This is a genomic window from Sorangium sp. So ce1153, assembly GCF_051521595.1.
Taxonomy (GTDB): domain Bacteria; phylum Myxococcota_A; class Polyangia; order Polyangiales; family Polyangiaceae; genus Sorangium.
The window spans coordinates 13,530,684-13,545,224 of sequence record NZ_CP150361.1; the positions used below are offsets into that span (position 1 = coordinate 13,530,684).

Annotated in this window: 12 protein-coding genes; 8 read left to right on the forward strand and 4 right to left on the reverse strand. The window is 71.9% G+C overall.

Annotated features, from left to right (window positions below):
• Positions 1-22 precede the first annotated feature (22 nt).
• From WME85_RS49260 to WME85_RS49270, 3 genes are read right to left on the reverse strand one after another with little or no spacing between them, the layout of a single operon-like run.
• Complete coding sequence (locus WME85_RS49260) at positions 23-2,197, reverse strand: transglutaminase TgpA family protein (protein WP_437832160.1); 2,175 nt, start codon at positions 2,195-2,197, stop codon at positions 23-25.
• On the reverse strand, positions 2,194-3,426 hold the full coding sequence (locus tag WME85_RS49265) for a DUF58 domain-containing protein (protein WP_437832163.1): 1,233 nt from the start codon (positions 3,424-3,426) through the stop codon (positions 2,194-2,196). Before WME85_RS49265 ends, WME85_RS49260 begins: the two co-directional genes overlap by 4 nt.
• A 10-nt stretch (positions 3,427-3,436) precedes the next feature.
• Positions 3,437-4,402, reverse strand: a complete 966-nt coding sequence (locus WME85_RS49270; protein WP_433931256.1) for an AAA family ATPase — start codon at positions 4,400-4,402, stop codon at positions 3,437-3,439.
• 397 nt (positions 4,403-4,799) lie between these two features.
• Between WME85_RS49270 and WME85_RS49275 the strand changes: the two genes are divergently transcribed.
• The 7 genes from WME85_RS49275 to WME85_RS49305 all read left to right on the forward strand — a co-directional run bounded on the left by WME85_RS49275 (position 4,800) and on the right by WME85_RS49305 (position 12,211).
• Complete coding sequence (locus WME85_RS49275; protein ID WP_437832166.1) at positions 4,800-5,867, forward strand: decaprenyl-phosphate phosphoribosyltransferase; 1,068 nt, start codon at positions 4,800-4,802, stop codon at positions 5,865-5,867.
• Positions 5,867-6,607, forward strand: coding sequence for a CPBP family glutamic-type intramembrane protease (locus WME85_RS49280; RefSeq protein WP_437621972.1), 741 nt, complete (start codon positions 5,867-5,869; stop codon positions 6,605-6,607). The genes WME85_RS49275 and WME85_RS49280 overlap by 1 nt, the downstream gene beginning before the upstream one ends.
• Before the next feature lie 73 nt (positions 6,608-6,680).
• A complete protein-coding gene (locus WME85_RS49285; protein WP_437832168.1) occupies positions 6,681-7,817 on the forward strand; it encodes a UTP--glucose-1-phosphate uridylyltransferase in 1,137 nt (378 codons plus the stop codon).
• A 360-nt stretch (positions 7,818-8,177) separates the two neighbouring features.
• A complete protein-coding gene (locus WME85_RS49290) occupies positions 8,178-8,840 on the forward strand; it encodes an NUDIX hydrolase (protein WP_437832170.1) in 663 nt (220 codons plus the stop codon).
• Positions 8,840-9,781 (forward strand): NAD(+)/NADH kinase, encoded by a 942-nt coding sequence (locus tag WME85_RS49295; RefSeq protein ID WP_437832173.1) that lies wholly within the window; start codon positions 8,840-8,842, stop codon positions 9,779-9,781. Before WME85_RS49290 ends, WME85_RS49295 begins: the two co-directional genes overlap by 1 nt.
• Before the next feature lie 520 nt (positions 9,782-10,301).
• A complete protein-coding gene (locus WME85_RS49300; RefSeq protein ID WP_436623438.1) occupies positions 10,302-10,637 on the forward strand; it encodes an HU family DNA-binding protein in 336 nt (111 codons plus the stop codon).
• Between the two features lie 143 nt (positions 10,638-10,780).
• Positions 10,781-12,211, forward strand: coding sequence for an ABC1 kinase family protein (locus WME85_RS49305; protein ID WP_437832176.1), 1,431 nt, complete (start codon positions 10,781-10,783; stop codon positions 12,209-12,211).
• 15 nt (positions 12,212-12,226) lie between these two features.
• Here WME85_RS49305 and WME85_RS49310 read toward each other — a convergent pair whose 3' ends face one another.
• The gene (locus WME85_RS49310) at positions 12,227-12,898 is read right to left on the reverse strand and encodes a hypothetical protein (RefSeq protein WP_437305975.1); all 672 of its coding nucleotides are present in this window, start codon (positions 12,896-12,898) and stop codon (positions 12,227-12,229) included.
• A 101-nt stretch (positions 12,899-12,999) separates the two neighbouring features.
• On the opposite strand from WME85_RS49310, the gene WME85_RS49315 reads away from it, so the two are divergent.
• Positions 13,000-14,277, forward strand: a complete 1,278-nt coding sequence (locus tag WME85_RS49315) for a citrate synthase (protein ID WP_437312326.1) — start codon at positions 13,000-13,002, stop codon at positions 14,275-14,277.
• Positions 14,278-14,541 lie beyond the last annotated feature (264 nt).

The window sequence follows — 14,541 nt, forward strand, 5'->3', positions numbered from 1 at the left end:
TCGACCACGTCGATCACGTCGATCACGTCGAGGCGTGGAGCTCGATCTCGCCCGCCGCGAGCGCCCGGAGGTCGGCCGCGCGCAGCGCCTTGACCCGCCGCTCGAAGTCGCGGCTGTCGTCCTCGGTGAGCTTCGCCCCGCCGAAGCGGGCGCGCAGGTAGACCTGCGTGAGCGTCAGGATCTCGCGCGCCAGCGGGTGCGCCGCGAGCTCCAGCGCCTCGGCGTGGCGCAGCGGCGGCATGCTCGGGGGGCGCGGCACGCCCTGCGCGAGCATCGCGGACTCCAGGCTCTCGTACAGCGCGGTCGCCAGGATCGCGCTCGGGGTGCGCCCGGCGCCGGCGCGGCTCTCCTCGCGCCCGCGGCGCGAGCGGCGGAAGCGCCAGTAGAGCAGGCCGCCGCCGAGCGCGAGCGCGACGGCGGCGACCGCGAGGAGCCGCGGGCGCGACAGCGCGACGTCGCCGCTCGATCCGGACCGCCGGTAGCGCGACGTGAGCGTCTGGAGCAGGCTCACCTGCTGGTTCAGGTCGTAGCCGACGATGTGCCGGTCCCAGCGCTGGCTCGTCGCCTCGATGAAGTCGCGGAGGTACGCCCAGACCCCGACCAGCTCGCTCTTCGGCGCCGCGTCGGCCGGCGGCGTCGGGTCGAACGTCATCCACCCCTCGCCGTCGAGGTAGACCTCGACCCACGAGTGGGCGTCGCCCTGGCGCACCGCATAGAACCGGCCGAAGCGGTTGTAGGTGCCGCCGACGAAGCCGGTCACGTTGCGCGTCGGGACGTCGACCGCGCGCAGCAGGATGGCCATCGCCGTCGAGTAGAACTCGCAGTGCCCGCGCTTCGACTCGAACAGGAAGTGATCGAGCGGGTGCGGATCCGCGCCTGACGGAGACGCGAGGTCGTACCGGTACTCCGTGCGCAGGTGCTCCTGGATCGCCCGCGCCCGGTCCGCCGGGCGATCCACGCCGCGCGTCCACGTCCGCGCGAGCTCGGCGACGCGCGTCGGCAGGTCCCTCGGGAGCTCCAGGTAGCGCCGCCGGTCGGCCGCCGAGAGGCGCTGGAACGTCGGCGACCGCTTCCGCGACAGGAAGACGTCGTAGACCAGCCCGCGGTCGTCCAGGGGCTGGTACCTGAACTCCCCCTCCGGCCCCCGGTGGGCCATCGTGCCCGCCTCGACCCCGAGCTGCCCGCGGTTCTTGAACCGGAGCCCCGTCGCGTTCGGCGGGAGGAAGATCACGGGCGGATCGATCGGCTCCAGATCGATCCGCATCACCGGGTCGACCGACGGGTCCGGGTACCGCTCGATCGGCACGAGCCCCGCGTCGCTCTCGGCCGGGCGCTTGAAGTTCTCGCTCTGGGTCCAGGTGCGGCCGTCGTACGCGTCGAGGGCGGTGCCGCGCAGGTGCATGGTGAGGCGCGGGGGCGGCGGCTCCGGCAGGTCGGGGATCTCGACCCGCATCGCCAGCTTGGGATCGCTGCGCAGCACGCCGACCGCGCCCAGGTCGACCTTGCCCGAGAAGCCGATCATCCGCCCCGTGTGACCGCGGTTGAGCAGGAGCAGCGAGAGGCCGACGCGCGGGAAGATGACGAAGAGGGCCGCGGTGAAGACGAAGATCGGGATCGACAGCAGGCAGGTGACGGCCAGGAACGAGCGCCCGACCACCCGCCGCGAGCGCAGGATGCGCGGCACGTCGACCGGCAGCCCCGTCCGGTCGCGCGCCCCCTGCCGGTAGTTGCCCTCGACCTCGCGCCGCAGGTGGCTGAGCACGAGCGCGCCTGGCGCGACCACGAGCACGCCGATGAAGCACAGCCCGTAGCCGAGGCCGCCGCCGAGGACGGTCCCGGCGATGAGGTGCAGCAGCGCGAGCACGATGACCTGCTGGTCGTGCGCCGCCCCCTTGCGCGTCGCGAGCCGGATGATCTGCAGCGCGGCGGCGAACTCCACGAGCACGTCGAGGACGCTCGCGTCGGTGAAGACGATGCGGACCACCTGGACGGCGATGACGACCAGGAGGACGCCCGTGTCGAGGTGGCGGAGCGCCGGGTGCCGCTGCCAGGACTCGCGCACGACGAGCGCGAGCGCGAGGCCGATGAGGATGGCCCAGCTCACATAGCGGTTGAACTGGCCGCTCGCGACGAGGGCGATGACGCCGAGCGCCGCGAGCGCGTCGGTCATGATCCGATGCACCATCCCGAATCTCATGACGCGGTCCTCGGCGTGCTCGTGCGGCGCTCGCCGCTGCTGGGGCCCGGGCTGGAGCCCTGGCGCTGGGACGCCCGGGCGGCGCGCTCGGCCTTGAGCTCCGACATCCGGCTCTCCTCCACCGCGTCGAGCAGCGCGAGGAACCTGAGGATCGCGTCGGAGCCGATGTTGCGATCGCCGCGCACCCGCTCGCCCAGCGTCGTCGCCACGACCACGGCGTCGCCGCGCTTGATGTGGGCGACGGCGCGCGAGGCCGCCTCGCGGATCCGGCGCTCGAACAGCTGCGCGAACCCGTCGCCTTCCCCGGGGGGGCGCACCGTGTCGACGACGATCTGCACGTCGGGCCGCGTCTCGCGGGTCCGCTCGCGCAGCACCATCTGGTCGCGCATCGTGCTCTTCCTCCAGTAGATGTCGCGCGGATCGTCCCCCTCGCGCATCGGCCGGAGCCCGAAGGTCTCGTCGCCGCCCCCGCGCCCGCTCAGGCTCGCGCCGCCCTCGCGCCGCCCGGCTTCCTCGGCCGGGAGCCGGACCGGGTCGACCGCGGGGTAGATGATGAGATCACCCTCGGCCTCGACCTCGCGCGACTTCTCGAACAGCCCGAAGGGGAAGCGGGTCGCGATGCGGAAGCCGGTGTGCCGGTCGCGACCGCGCTTCGCCGGCGTCCGGCGGTAGGCGGCCACCTGCGCGCTGGAGGGGCTGATCTTCAGGAAGAAGCAGCGCTTGTCGGCCGGCTGACCCGCGCGCAGGTCCTCGACCTCGATCGCGTACGACGGCACGCGCTTCTTGTGGTTGTAGACCTCGATCTCGACGAGGTGCGCCCGGCCCACCTGGGCGCGGGCCGGGAGCCGCCGGGTCACGGTGAGGTGTCGGAGCGACAGGTCGCTCATCACGCCGGAGACGACGATCAGCGACAGCAGCATCCCGAGCAGCAGGTAGAGCAGGTTGTTGCCCGTGTTGATCGCCGCGAAGCCGACGCCCAGCGTGATCCCGAGGTAGTACTTCCCCTCCCGGGTGAACTTGAGCTTCCGGGGCGGCCTCAGGGCGAAGAGGAGCTTCGTCCACGGCGACGCCTTCTCGCCGCGCGAGGGCACCAGCGGGCGCTGCTCGACCGGAGGCCTGTCACGCCTCGGCCTGCTCGGACGGATGGCGCTGCGCGTCGCGGCGTCGGCGCGCTCGGCGCCGCGGGAGCTGCCGCTGAGAGATCCCCGCTCCCGGTCCTCTGTCCCCATCGCCCACCCCTCAGAGCGGGACCGGCACCCGCGCCACGAGGTCGCGCACGGCCGCCTCGCACTCGTCGCGGGTCGGCATGTAGCCCTCCGCGTGGGCCGAGAGCCGGACCCGGTGCGCCAGCACGGCGACCGCGAGGTCGTGGATGTCGTCCGCGATACAGTACGAGCGCCCATGGAGGACGGCGCGCCCCCGGGCCGCGCGGGCCAGGTTCATGCCGGCGCGCGGCGACGCGCCCAGCGAGAGGGTCGGGCTCGAGCGCGTCGCGGCGAGCACCGCCTGCAGGTAGGTCGCCAGCGACGAGTCGAGCTCGACGCGGTCGACCTCGCGCTGCAGCGCGACGAGCTGGGCGGGATCGATGATCTGCGGCACGTTCCGCGCGCGATCGGGCTCGCCCCCCTGGAGGAGCAGCCGCATTTCCACCTGCGGCGGCGGGTACCCGATCCGGATCCGCACCATGAACCGGTCGAGCTGCGACTCCGGCAGCGGGAATGTGCCGGCGAAGTCCTGGGGGTTCTGGGTCGCGAGCACGAAGAACGGCTCCGGCAGCGGCGTCGCCGTCCCCTCGATGGACACCTGCCCCTCGTTCATCGCCTCCAGCAGCGCCGACTGCGTCCGCGGGCTCGCCCGGTTGATCTCGTCGGCGAGCAGGACGTTCGCGAAGATCGGCCCCTGGCGGAAGACGAACTGACCGAGGCGCTGGTCGAACACGCTCACCCCGAGGACGTCGCTCGGCAGGAGATCGCTGGTGAACTGAACCCGACGGAGCTCGCCCCCCACGGCCTTCGCCAGCGCTCGGGCGAGCGTCGTCTTGCCGACGCCTGGCACGTCCTCGATGAGGACATGGCCCCGGGCGAGCAGCGCGATGAGCGCCAGCTCGACCGCCTCTGGCTTGCCTTCGAGGGCCTGCTCCACGGCAGAGCGAAGCTTCAAGAGCAGAGGCGAAGCTTCACGCGCGACCGAGAGCGCTGATGTCATCACGGGCGATGGTAGCACGAGGTTACGGCCAGCCTGCGGGGATGCGCATTTTGCGTTCCACAAGCCGGGCCGGCCAGTGCGAACGCGGATTCGCGACCTCGGTGGCGGGGCCGCCGGCCGGGGTACGCTGCGCCACCTCGTTCCCTGGTCCGCCGGGCAGGGCGCTCCGGGCCTGCCGCCCCTTGCTCCGACCCCTCCCGCTGCCCCACGTCCGGATCCCGCGTGGGCTGCGCGCCCCGGCGCTTTTGCCTGCCGCGGAATGGCCGGGGGCGGTGCTCCCGGGTATGCTCCGCCCGCCGTGACCGCCTCGGGTCCCCTATTTCGCCACAGCGCCGCAGCCTTCCCTTCCAAGGAGGCGCCCGACGCCGATGCTCGCCAGGACGGAGCCGCGCCGGAGGTGCCAGCGCCTGCTGAGCAGGGCGGCTCGCTCGCCTCGTCGGGCGCCGCTCCCTCTGGCAGTCCCCCATCGTCACCTCCGCGTGGCGCTGGCGTCCCGAGCTCCCGTCCTCCGGAGAGCGGGCCCCCCTCGGGCGCGCTGATCGCACAGCCCCCCCTCCTGCCCGACTCCCCCAAGGGGACGCTGCTCTGGCGCCTGCGCGGGATGATCCGCGCGATGCGCCCCCACCAGTGGGTGAAGAACCTCTTCGTCCTCGCCCCGGTGGTGTTCGCCAAGCACCTGACCCACCCCTCGATCATCACGAGCGCGATCGGGGCCTTCGCGATCTTCTGCCTGCTCGCCGGCGCCGTTTACATCCTGAACGACATCGTCGACGTGGAGGCCGACCGGGTCCACCCGGTCAAGCGCTTCCGGCCGATCGCCTCGGGCCGGGTGCCGATCCCGGTCGCCAAGGCCATGGCGGTCGGCCTCGCGGTCATCGCGCTCGGCGCCAGCCTGCTCGGCCCGCCGCTCTTCGCCGCCGTCGCCGCCAGCTACTACGTCCTCAACGTCGCCTACTCCTTCCGGCTCAAGAAGCTCGCGTACCTCGACGTCGGCTGTATCGCGGTCTTCTTCGTGCTGCGCGTGCTCGCCGGCGGCTTCGCGACGAAGACGCCGCTCTCCGGCTTCATGATCGCCTGCACCGCCCTGCTCGCGCTCTTCCTCGGCTTCGGCAAGCGCCGCCACGAGCTCGCCTCGGTCAACGCCTCGAAGCAGCGCGCGGCGCTGGACGCCTACACGCCTGGCGCCCTGACCGCGGCGCTCGCGGTGACGGGCTTCGCCACCATCGCCACCTACCTGGCGTACACGCTCGACCACGACACGCAGCGCTTCTTCCAGAACCCCTACCTCTGGCTGACGACGATCCACCCGCTCTTCGGGGTGATCCGGTTCCTCCAGCTCGTGGCCGGCAGCGCGAAGGCCGAGAGCCCCACCCAGGAGATCCTCCGGGACACCCCCTTCGTGCTGAACCTCGTCATGTGGTCCGCCGAGGTGCTGGTGATCGTGTACCGCCTGAGGCCTTCCTGATGCCCGGCGCCGGCGCGGAGCTCGCCCGGCCGGGGGCAGCGCCGGCCGGCGAGAAGCCCACCGCGAAGAGCGACGCGCTGACCGACCTCGCGCTGACGATGCCGATCTTCGTCCTCTACCACCTCGGCGTCGCCTTCCTCCCCATCCGCAACGCCGCGGATCCGGTCACCGCCGAGCTCCGCGCCCTCGCCAAGCACAGCCTCCCGCTCTACGCGGGCCTCACGTTCGCCGTCGGCGCCGTGTTCGTCCTGGTCCTCTCGGTCCTCGGCCGGGGCCACGCCCTCCAGACGAGGCGCTTCGCGCTGCTCGCCACCGAGGGCGCGCTCTACGCCATCCTGATGCGCTTCGCCGGCGCTTACGTGGTCGGCTCCCTCCGGCTCGGCCCGCCCGCGGCGACCAACGACATCTTCACCGGGGTCGTGATGTCGCTCGGCGCCGGCTTCTACGAGGAGATCGCCTTCCGCGCCGGCCTCTACGGGCTGGGCGCGCTCGCGATCAAGCTCTTCTTCGGCCGGGGGGTCCAGGGGGTGGTGCTGCTGGTCGGCTGGGCGTTCGTCGCCGCCGCCATCTTCTCCGGCTGGCACTACGTCGGCTCGATGGGCGACCCCTGGAACCTGCCCTCCTTCGTGTTCCGGATGGTGTGCGGGCTCGTGCTCACGGGGATCTACGTCTTCCGCGGCTTCGCGCCGGCCGTCTGGACGCACGCGCTCTACGACGTCTGGGTCCTCGTGCTCCGCTGAGCCGCGGGGCGCGCTCGCGCCGGAAGGCACCTGCCGTATTGCCGGGCCCTTCTGCCCATGCTTTGGGAGTTTCGTGTCCCTCGCACAGCAGATCTCCGCCCTCCCTGCCCCTCTCCTGAAGCGCCTGCACGACCGGGGCTTCGACGGGTCGCGCCTCTCGCGCTGGGCGGCGACCATCGGCGTGGAGCGGGACGCGCGCAACCGGCTGCCCGGCCGGGTCGAGCCCCCCACCCCGGACGACATCACGGCGGCGCCGGTCGAGGGCACCGCCGAGCACGGTCGGTACCGCGAGCGCGGGCTCGCGGCGCTGGCGGGGGGCGAGGTGGCCCTCTGCGTCCTCGCCGGCGGCATGGCGACCCGGATGGGCGGCGTGGTCAAGGCGCTGGTGGAGGCGCTCCCGGGCCGGACCTTCCTCGACCTCCGGCTGGGCGAGAACGCGCACCTCGAGCGGCTGGCGAACCGCGCCGGCGTCCACGTGCCGCTCTGGCTCATGACGAGCGAGGCCACCGAGCGGCCCATCCGCGACGCCCTCGGCCCGCGCCTCGACGGCGCGCGCTGCGCCACCTTCGAGCAGGACGTCTCGCTGCGCCTGACGCCCGAGGGCGCGCTGTTCCTCGACGAGCAGGGCGAGCCGAGCGTCTACGCCACCGGTCACGGCGACCTGCCCGACGCGCTCCGCCGGAGCGGCCTGCTCGCCCGCTTCCTCGAGCGCGGCGGCAAGACGGTCTGGATCGCCAACCTCGACAACCTCGGCGCGACCGTCGACCCGGCGATCCTCGGCTGGCACCTCGCCCACGGCGACCCCCTCACGGTCGAGGTCGTCGACAAGGTCGGCGCGGACCGGGGCGGCGGGCCCGTCCGGTGGAACGGCAAGCGCATCATCACCGAGGAGTTCCGCCTCCCCCACGGCTTCGATCCGGCCGCCGTGCCGGTCTTCAACACGAACACGTTCCTCGTCGACGCCGCGGCGCTCGACGCGCTCGCGATGGAGTGGACCTACGTCGAGGTCGAGAAGAAGATCGGCGACCGGAAGGCGATCCAGTTCGAGCGGCTCCTCGGCGAGATCACGGCGGCGCTCGAGCCCCGGTTCCTGCGCGTGCCGCGCGAGGGGGTCGCCTCGCGCTTCCTCCCGGTCAAGGACGTACCGGAGCTCGAGCGGCGGCGCCCCGAGATCGAGGCGATCGCGCGGGCGCGCGGCATGCTCGGCTGAAGCCTTTCGGGCGTCTTCGTGACGAGCCCGTGTCACGGGCGCGCGGGGGACCTCCCCCGACCTCTGCGGCGCCGCGCGCGCGCCGGCGCGCGCGCGGCGCGTCCCGGAGCGGGTCCCGCGTGTCCCGGAGCGGGTCCCGCGTGTCCCGGAGCGGGTCCCGCGTGTCCCGGAGCGGGTCCCGCGTGTCCCGGAGCGGGTCCCGCGTGTCCCGGAGCGGGTCCCGCGTGTCCCGGAGCGGGTCCCGCGTGTCCCGGAGCGCGTCCCGCGTGTCCCGGAGCGCGTCCCGCGAGCGCGTCGCGATCGGGGGCCTCGCGCATCGCGATCGGCGGCGGTTTGGCGCTATGCTTCGCGCCTCGACGCATGGTGCTACCTCCCTTCCCGAAGCTCGCGCTCAAGCTGGTCCGGACGGTCCCGTCGCTGGACGCTCCTGGGTTCCTCAACGTGCGGCGCCAGGTGTTCCGCGTCGAGTTCCCCGACGGCTCGCTGAGCGACCCTTTCACCTACGACAGCGTCGATCGCGAGCGCCTCGACGCGGTGGTGATCGCGCCGCACTACCGCGGCGCGGACGGCCGCCGTCATGTCTTCCTCCGCTCGGCGCTCCGGCCGCCGGCGGCGACGCGCGCGCCCGAGGTGTGCCCCTTCCCGGAGGGGCCGACGCTCGGCGCCCTCTGGGAGCTGCCCGCGGGGCTCGTCGAGCTCGACGAGCGCAGCCCCGAGGGCCTGAAGCGCTCGGCCGCGCGCGAGCTGCTCGAGGAGGCCGGCTTCGCCGTGGATCCGTCGGAGCTCCAGCCGCTCGGCCCGTCGACGTTCCCGGCGCCGGGCATGGTCGGCGAGCGGCACTTCTTCTTCCACGTCGAGGTCGACCCCGCGCGCCAGGAGACGCCGACCGAGGACGGGTCTCCGCTCGAGCGGTCCGCCGTCATCGCGGCGGTCCCGCTCGACGACGCGATCGAGCTCACCCGGCGCGGCGTGATCGAGGACGCGAAGACGGAGGTGGCGCTCCGGCGCCTCGCGGAGCTCTGATGGCGGAGCAACCCCCCGCGCAGCGCCGCCCGCCCCGCGTCGCGCTCGTCGTCAAGCGCTCTGCCTGGAGGATCTACCGCGAGGAGCGGAAGGACCCGCGCATCACGCGGCTCATCGAGGCCGGCGACGCCGCCATCGCGCGCCTCAAGGCGTCGCACGAGGCGCACGAGCAGACCGTGCGCGAGGTCACGGCGGCGCTCGACGATCTCGGCGTGCAGGTCGACGTCATCGCCGGCACGTCGGAGTCCTTCGACGCCGGCGAGCTCGACCTCGTGATCACGGTCGGCGGCGACGGGACGCTCCTCAGCGCGTCGCACAACGTCGGCGACGTGCCCATCCTCGGCATCAACAGCGCGCCGGGCCACTCCGTCGGCTTCTTCTGCGGCGCGACCAGCGGCGACGCGGCCGACGCGATCGCGAAGGCGCTGCGCGGCTCGCTCCGCCGCACCGTGCTCACCCGCATGCAGGTCACGGTGAACGACAAGGTGGCGACGGCGCGCGTCCTGAACGACGCGCTCTTCTGCCACGTCTCCCCCGCGGCCACGTCGCGCTACGTCATCCGCCTCGGCCGGGTCGAGGAGGAGCAGAAGTCGAGCGGCTTCTGGATCGGCCCCGCGGCCGGCTCGACGGCCGCGCAGCGCTCGGCCGGCGGGCGCGTCCTGCCCCTCACCTCGAAGCGCCTCCAGCTCGTCGTCCGCGAGCCGTACACGCCTCACGGCGAGGAGTACCGCTTCCGCCACGCGCTGATCCAGCCGGGCTCCTCGCTGGTCGTGCGGAGCAAGACGCACGACGCGAAGCTCTTCTTCGACGGGCCGATCCACGCGGTGAACGTCGGCTTCGGCGACGTGATGGAGTTCACGCAGGCGCCCCAGTCGCTGACGATCCTGGGCCTCTCCGCCAAGAGGAAGTGGGGCGCGGGCTCGGCGGTCAGCCGCCGCTAGCCCCGCGCGCCCGCGGGCCTCGACCGGCCGGGGCTCCGCGGCGCGGCCGCTAGCCCCGCGCGCCCGCGGGCCTCGACCGGCCGGGGCTCCGCGGCGCGGCCGCTAGCCCCGCGCGCCCGCGGGCCTCGACCGGCCGGGGCTCCGCGGCGCGGCCGCGCGCAGGGGTAGGCCGCGAGCGGGCGTGTCGGCCGGAGAGGCTCGGCCCGGAGGGGACACCCGCGCGTCCTGGATCGCCTTCAACGGAAGGGGATCGGGTGATTTCCTACCCCGAGCACCCGGCGTCGGGGCGGCCCTCGAGGCGGACGCGCGCGGCCTGAAAAGGGCCGATCTCGGCCGTTTTTCAGGGGTTTTGTCGACCAGGGGAGGGGCCTCCGGGCCGCCCCACCGGCGGAGCGACGCGCCACCCGGGGCGAGAAACCCCTTCTTTTGTCGCTCGGATCGACGATTCGACACTGGATCTGTGGCGGCCGTTGTGTTTCCTTTGGCGCGCAAGAGGGCACAAACCTCAGGAGGAATGAACATGGCGGCGAAGAAAACGGACGGGAAGAAGAGCTCCTCGCTCAGCAAGAGCGCGCTGATCAACGCGGTCGTGGAGGCCAACGAGAACGAGGTCTCGCGCAAGCAGGTCAAGGCGATCCTCGAGGCGCTGACGGACATCGCGTACAAGGAGCTCAAGAAGAACGGCATCTTCACGATGCCCGGCTTCGCGAAGTTCCGCGTCATCAAGAAGCCGGCGACCAAGGCGCGCGAGGGGATCAACCCCTTCACCAAGCAGCCGATGACGTTCGCGGCCAAGCCGGCCAGCAAGTCGGTCCGCGCTCGCCCCATCAAGGCGATCAAGGACTCGCTCTCCTGAGCCCATCCGGCTCGCCGGAGGGCTCCTGGGCGCGGCGAAGGCCCGCGGCGGCCCCCTCTCCGGGAGGGAATCATCCCCGGGGAGCGAGCATGGCTGGCCCCGCGCGGCCCCTGCGGTAGCATGGTGCGGCTGCTTTGCCGCACATGACGCTCGCCGTCCGACTCCTCCGCGCGCTGTTCGCGTTCTCGGTCATCCTGACGAGCTACCTCATCCAGCTGGGGCTCGCGCGGGTGTTCGCGAGGCGCCTCGGGCGCGGCGCCGCCGCGCGTGAGCTGCCCGGCTGGCTCGTCGAGCGCCGGGCCCGCGTCGATCAGAAGAACGCCCGCCGCCTGCTGCGCGTCATGCTCAAGCTGCGGGGCGTCTTCATCAAGCTCGGCCAGGTGCTGTCGATCATGGGCGGCTTCCTGCCGCGGGCCTACGGCAAGGAGCTCGAGCAGCTCCAGGACCAGGTGCCGCCCCACCCCTTCAGCGATCTCGAGGCCGCGCTTCGCGCGAGCTTCGGCCGCTCGGCGGGCGAGCTGTTCGCCTCGATCGAGCGCGCGCCGCTCGCGGCCGCGTCGCTGGGGCAGGTCCACGTCGCGCGCCTCCGCGACGGGCGCAAGGTCGCGGTGAAGTTCCTCTACCCGGGCATCCGCGGGATCATCGCCGTCGACCTGCGCGTCCTGCGCCTCGCGATCCTCGTCTACAAGCGCTTCGTCCCGGTCGGGCACATCGAGCGGGTGCACGAGTCGCTGGTCGACCTGCTCCGCCGCGAGACGGACTACCTGCACGAGGCCGCGTGCATGGAGCGGATGGCGCAGAACTTCGAGGGCGACGCGGGCGTCGCGTTCCCGGACGTCATCCACGAGCTCACGACGCGCGACGTGCTCACGATGACCTTCATGGAAGGCATCAAGATCACGCGCCTCGACGCGCTGAGGACCGCCGGCGTCGAGCCCTCCGACGTCGCGCTCCGGCTCGTGCAGGTCTTCTACAAGATGCTCTTCGCGGATCGCTTCTTCCACGCCGACCCGCACCCGGGGAACTTCCTCGTCGCTCCGCGGAGCGCGGAGGAGGGCGGCGGCTTCCGCCTCGTGGTCCTCGACTTCGGCGCGATCTGCGAGGCCCGGGACGAGCTCATCGACGGCCTGCTCGACATCCTGAAGGGCATCTTCGCGCAGGACGACGCGGCGGTCGTGCGCGGCTTCCGCCGGATGGGCTTCGTCGCGCCCGGGGGCAACGACGCGCTGCTCGAGCGCACCGTGAAGAGCTATTTCGCGAAGCTCCTCAAGATCCAGGATCGCACGCCGGCCGCGCTGATGCGCGCTCGCCCCGAGCAGCTCGAGAAGCTGGCCGACCCCGAGCTGGAGCGCGGCGAGCTCCAGGAGCTGATGCGCTCGTTCGAGTACCCCGAGGACTGGTTCTACGTCGAGCGGGCCTGCGTGCTCCTGTTCTGGCTGGCCGCCCAGATCGACCCGAACCTCGACACCATGGCGGTCGGCTTCCCGTACCTGATGCCGCTGATGGCGCAGCGAGAGGCCAGGGCGGATTCAGGCGGCTCGGGCCCTTCGTCGCGCCGGTCGCCCGCGCGCTAGCTCGGTCGCTCGCGCTCACCGCGCGGGGAGGGGGAAGAAGCGCGGGCCGGGGCGGGCCAGCCCGAGCCGGGCGAGCGAGGGCGCGTAGCTCGCGTCCCGATCCGCCATGATCTCGGCGAGCTTGGCCTTGACCTCGGCGATCCCCGCCCCTTGAAGGCGCCGGTAATTGTCCTCGGCGGGGTCGGCCACGGGCTCGACGCCCGCTCCGGCGAGGACAGTCCCCGAATGGTTCAGCCCCTCTGGAATCGTTTGCACGAACGGATCCGGCGCGTGTCGGAGGAGACCGACGAGCCGGTGCGAGCTCGCCTCGTCCCCCGCCATCTCGGGGTGGAACGCGGCCAGCACCGGCGCGGGGCTGCAGACCCGCCGCAGCTGCTCGCCCAGGCGGGACGCGAACCGCTCGAACTGGGGCGACGGAGCGTGGATGCACGGGAAAACCAGGTGCACGACGGCGGACTCCGCCTGCCGTACGGCCGCGAGCGCCGTCTCCAGGACGGGCTCGCGGTCGAGCAGGACGTAGAAGCGTCCGAAACCGGTTGCAGCGTCGCGCATGAACGGGCAGAGCCGGTATCGAGCGACGACCTCGTCAGCGTAACGCCCATGGACCCGACGCACCTCGGCAGCCAGCCGAGGCGCCTCCGGGTGATGGGCCAGCTCCCCCTGCACGACCGGCTCGCTCAAACGCATCACCTCGATTGTGTTGGGGAAGCATTCTTCCCTCGGCTCGTGATAGCTTACGCCGCGCTGCGGCGGAAGGAGGAGGCGTGCAGGAGACCGCGAAGTTAACGCTGAACAAGAACGGTGCGGAGCAGACGATCGAGCTACCCGTGATCACGGGCACCGAGGGTGAGAAGGCGATCGATGTCGCATCGCTTCGCTCGAAGACCGGGTACGTCTGTATCGACCCGGCGTTCGTCAATACGGCCTCGACCACGAGCTCCATCACGTTCCTCGATGGGGAGAAGGGCATCCTCCGCTACCGCGGCATCCCGATCGAGCAGCTCGGCGAGAAGTCGACCTTCGTGGAGACCTCGTACCTCCTGATTTACGGCAAGCTGCCGAGCAAGAGCGAGCTGTCCCGGTTCTCCACGCTGCTCACCCGGCACTCGCTGATCCACGAGGACATGAAGCGCTTCTTCGACGGCTACCCGTCGACGGCGCACCCGATGGCGATCCTCTCCGCGATGGTGCTCTCGCTGTCGAGCTACTACCCGGAGGCGATCGACGTGAAGAACACCGATCACCTCGACATCACCATCGCGCGGCTGCTCTCGAAGGTGCGCACGATCGCCGCGTTCTCGTACAAGAAGTCGATCGGCCAGCCGTTCGTCTACCCGCACAACTCGCTCTCGTACTGCGCGAACTTCCTGAACATGATGTTCTCGGTCCCGGCCGAGCCGTACGAGATCGACGAGGACATCGTGAAGGTCCTCAACCTGCTCCTCATCCTGCACGCCGATCACGAGCAGAACTGCTCGACCTCGACGGTGCGCCTCGTCGGCAGCTCGAAGGCGAACCTCTTCGCCTCGGTCGCCGCGGGCATCTGCGCGCTGTGGGGCCCGCTGCACGGCGGCGCGAACCAGGAGGTCGTGACGATGCTCGAGGCGATCCGCGCGGACGGCGGCGACGTCTCGAAGTTCATCAAGCTCGCGAAGGACAAGAGCTCGGGCTTCCGCCTGATGGGCTTCGGTCACCGCGTCTACAAGAACTACGACCCGCGCGCCGTCCTCATCAAGGCGGCCGCCGACAAGATCCTGTCGAAGCTCGGCATCAAGGATCCGCTGCTCGACATCGCGCAGCGGCTCGAGGAGGCGGCGCTCAAGGATCCGTACTTCGTCGAGCGCAAGCTCTACCCGAACGTCGACTTCTACAGCGGCATCATCTACCGCGCGCTCGGCTTCCCCACGAACATGTTCACCGTCATGTTCGCGCTCGGGCGCCTCCCCGGCTGGATCGCCCACTGGAAGGAGATGAACGACGACCCGAGCGGCAAGATCGGCCGCCCGCGGCAGATCTACACCGGCGAGAACGCGATCGACTACACGCCGCTCGACGAGCGCGCCTGACCGCGACGGGGCCCCCGCGGCCCCGTCGGCAGCTCCCCCGAACTCCACCCAGGCCGCGCGCGAGCGCCCAGGCCGCGCGCGAGCGCCCAGGCCGCGCGGCGAGCGCGACCCTACCGCGACGAGGCCCTGCGGCCCCGCCCGCGGCTCATGATGGTGGCCCAATTTGCCCCGGAGTGATTCACATGAAGGCGGGAAGGCAGGAAGATCATTGATCTTTTCTTCCCGCCTTCCCGCCTTCATGTTCAAATCCGGCCACCACCCGGC

What these genes read in the sequence shown, in the direction of transcription:
- WME85_RS49260 (WP_437832160.1), bottom strand. Translation starts at nt 2,197, where the DNA reads ATGAGATTCGGGATGGTGCATCGGATCATGACCGACGCGCTCGCGGCG.
- WME85_RS49265 (WP_437832163.1), bottom strand. Translation starts at nt 3,426, where the DNA reads ATGGGGACAGAGGACCGGGAGCGGGGATCTCTCAGCGGCAGCTCCCGC.
- WME85_RS49270 (WP_433931256.1), bottom strand. Translation starts at nt 4,402, where the DNA reads ATGACATCAGCGCTCTCGGTCGCGCGTGAAGCTTCGCCTCTGCTCTTG.
- WME85_RS49280 (WP_437621972.1), top strand. Translation starts at nt 5,867, where the DNA reads ATGCCCGGCGCCGGCGCGGAGCTCGCCCGGCCGGGGGCAGCGCCGGCC.
- WME85_RS49290 (WP_437832170.1), top strand. Translation starts at nt 8,178, where the DNA reads ATGGTGCTACCTCCCTTCCCGAAGCTCGCGCTCAAGCTGGTCCGGACG.
- WME85_RS49295 (WP_437832173.1), top strand. Translation starts at nt 8,840, where the DNA reads ATGGCGGAGCAACCCCCCGCGCAGCGCCGCCCGCCCCGCGTCGCGCTC.
- WME85_RS49300 (WP_436623438.1), top strand. Translation starts at nt 10,302, where the DNA reads ATGGCGGCGAAGAAAACGGACGGGAAGAAGAGCTCCTCGCTCAGCAAG.
- WME85_RS49305 (WP_437832176.1), top strand. Translation starts at nt 10,781, where the DNA reads ATGACGCTCGCCGTCCGACTCCTCCGCGCGCTGTTCGCGTTCTCGGTC.
- WME85_RS49310 (WP_437305975.1), bottom strand. Translation starts at nt 12,898, where the DNA reads ATGCGTTTGAGCGAGCCGGTCGTGCAGGGGGAGCTGGCCCATCACCCG.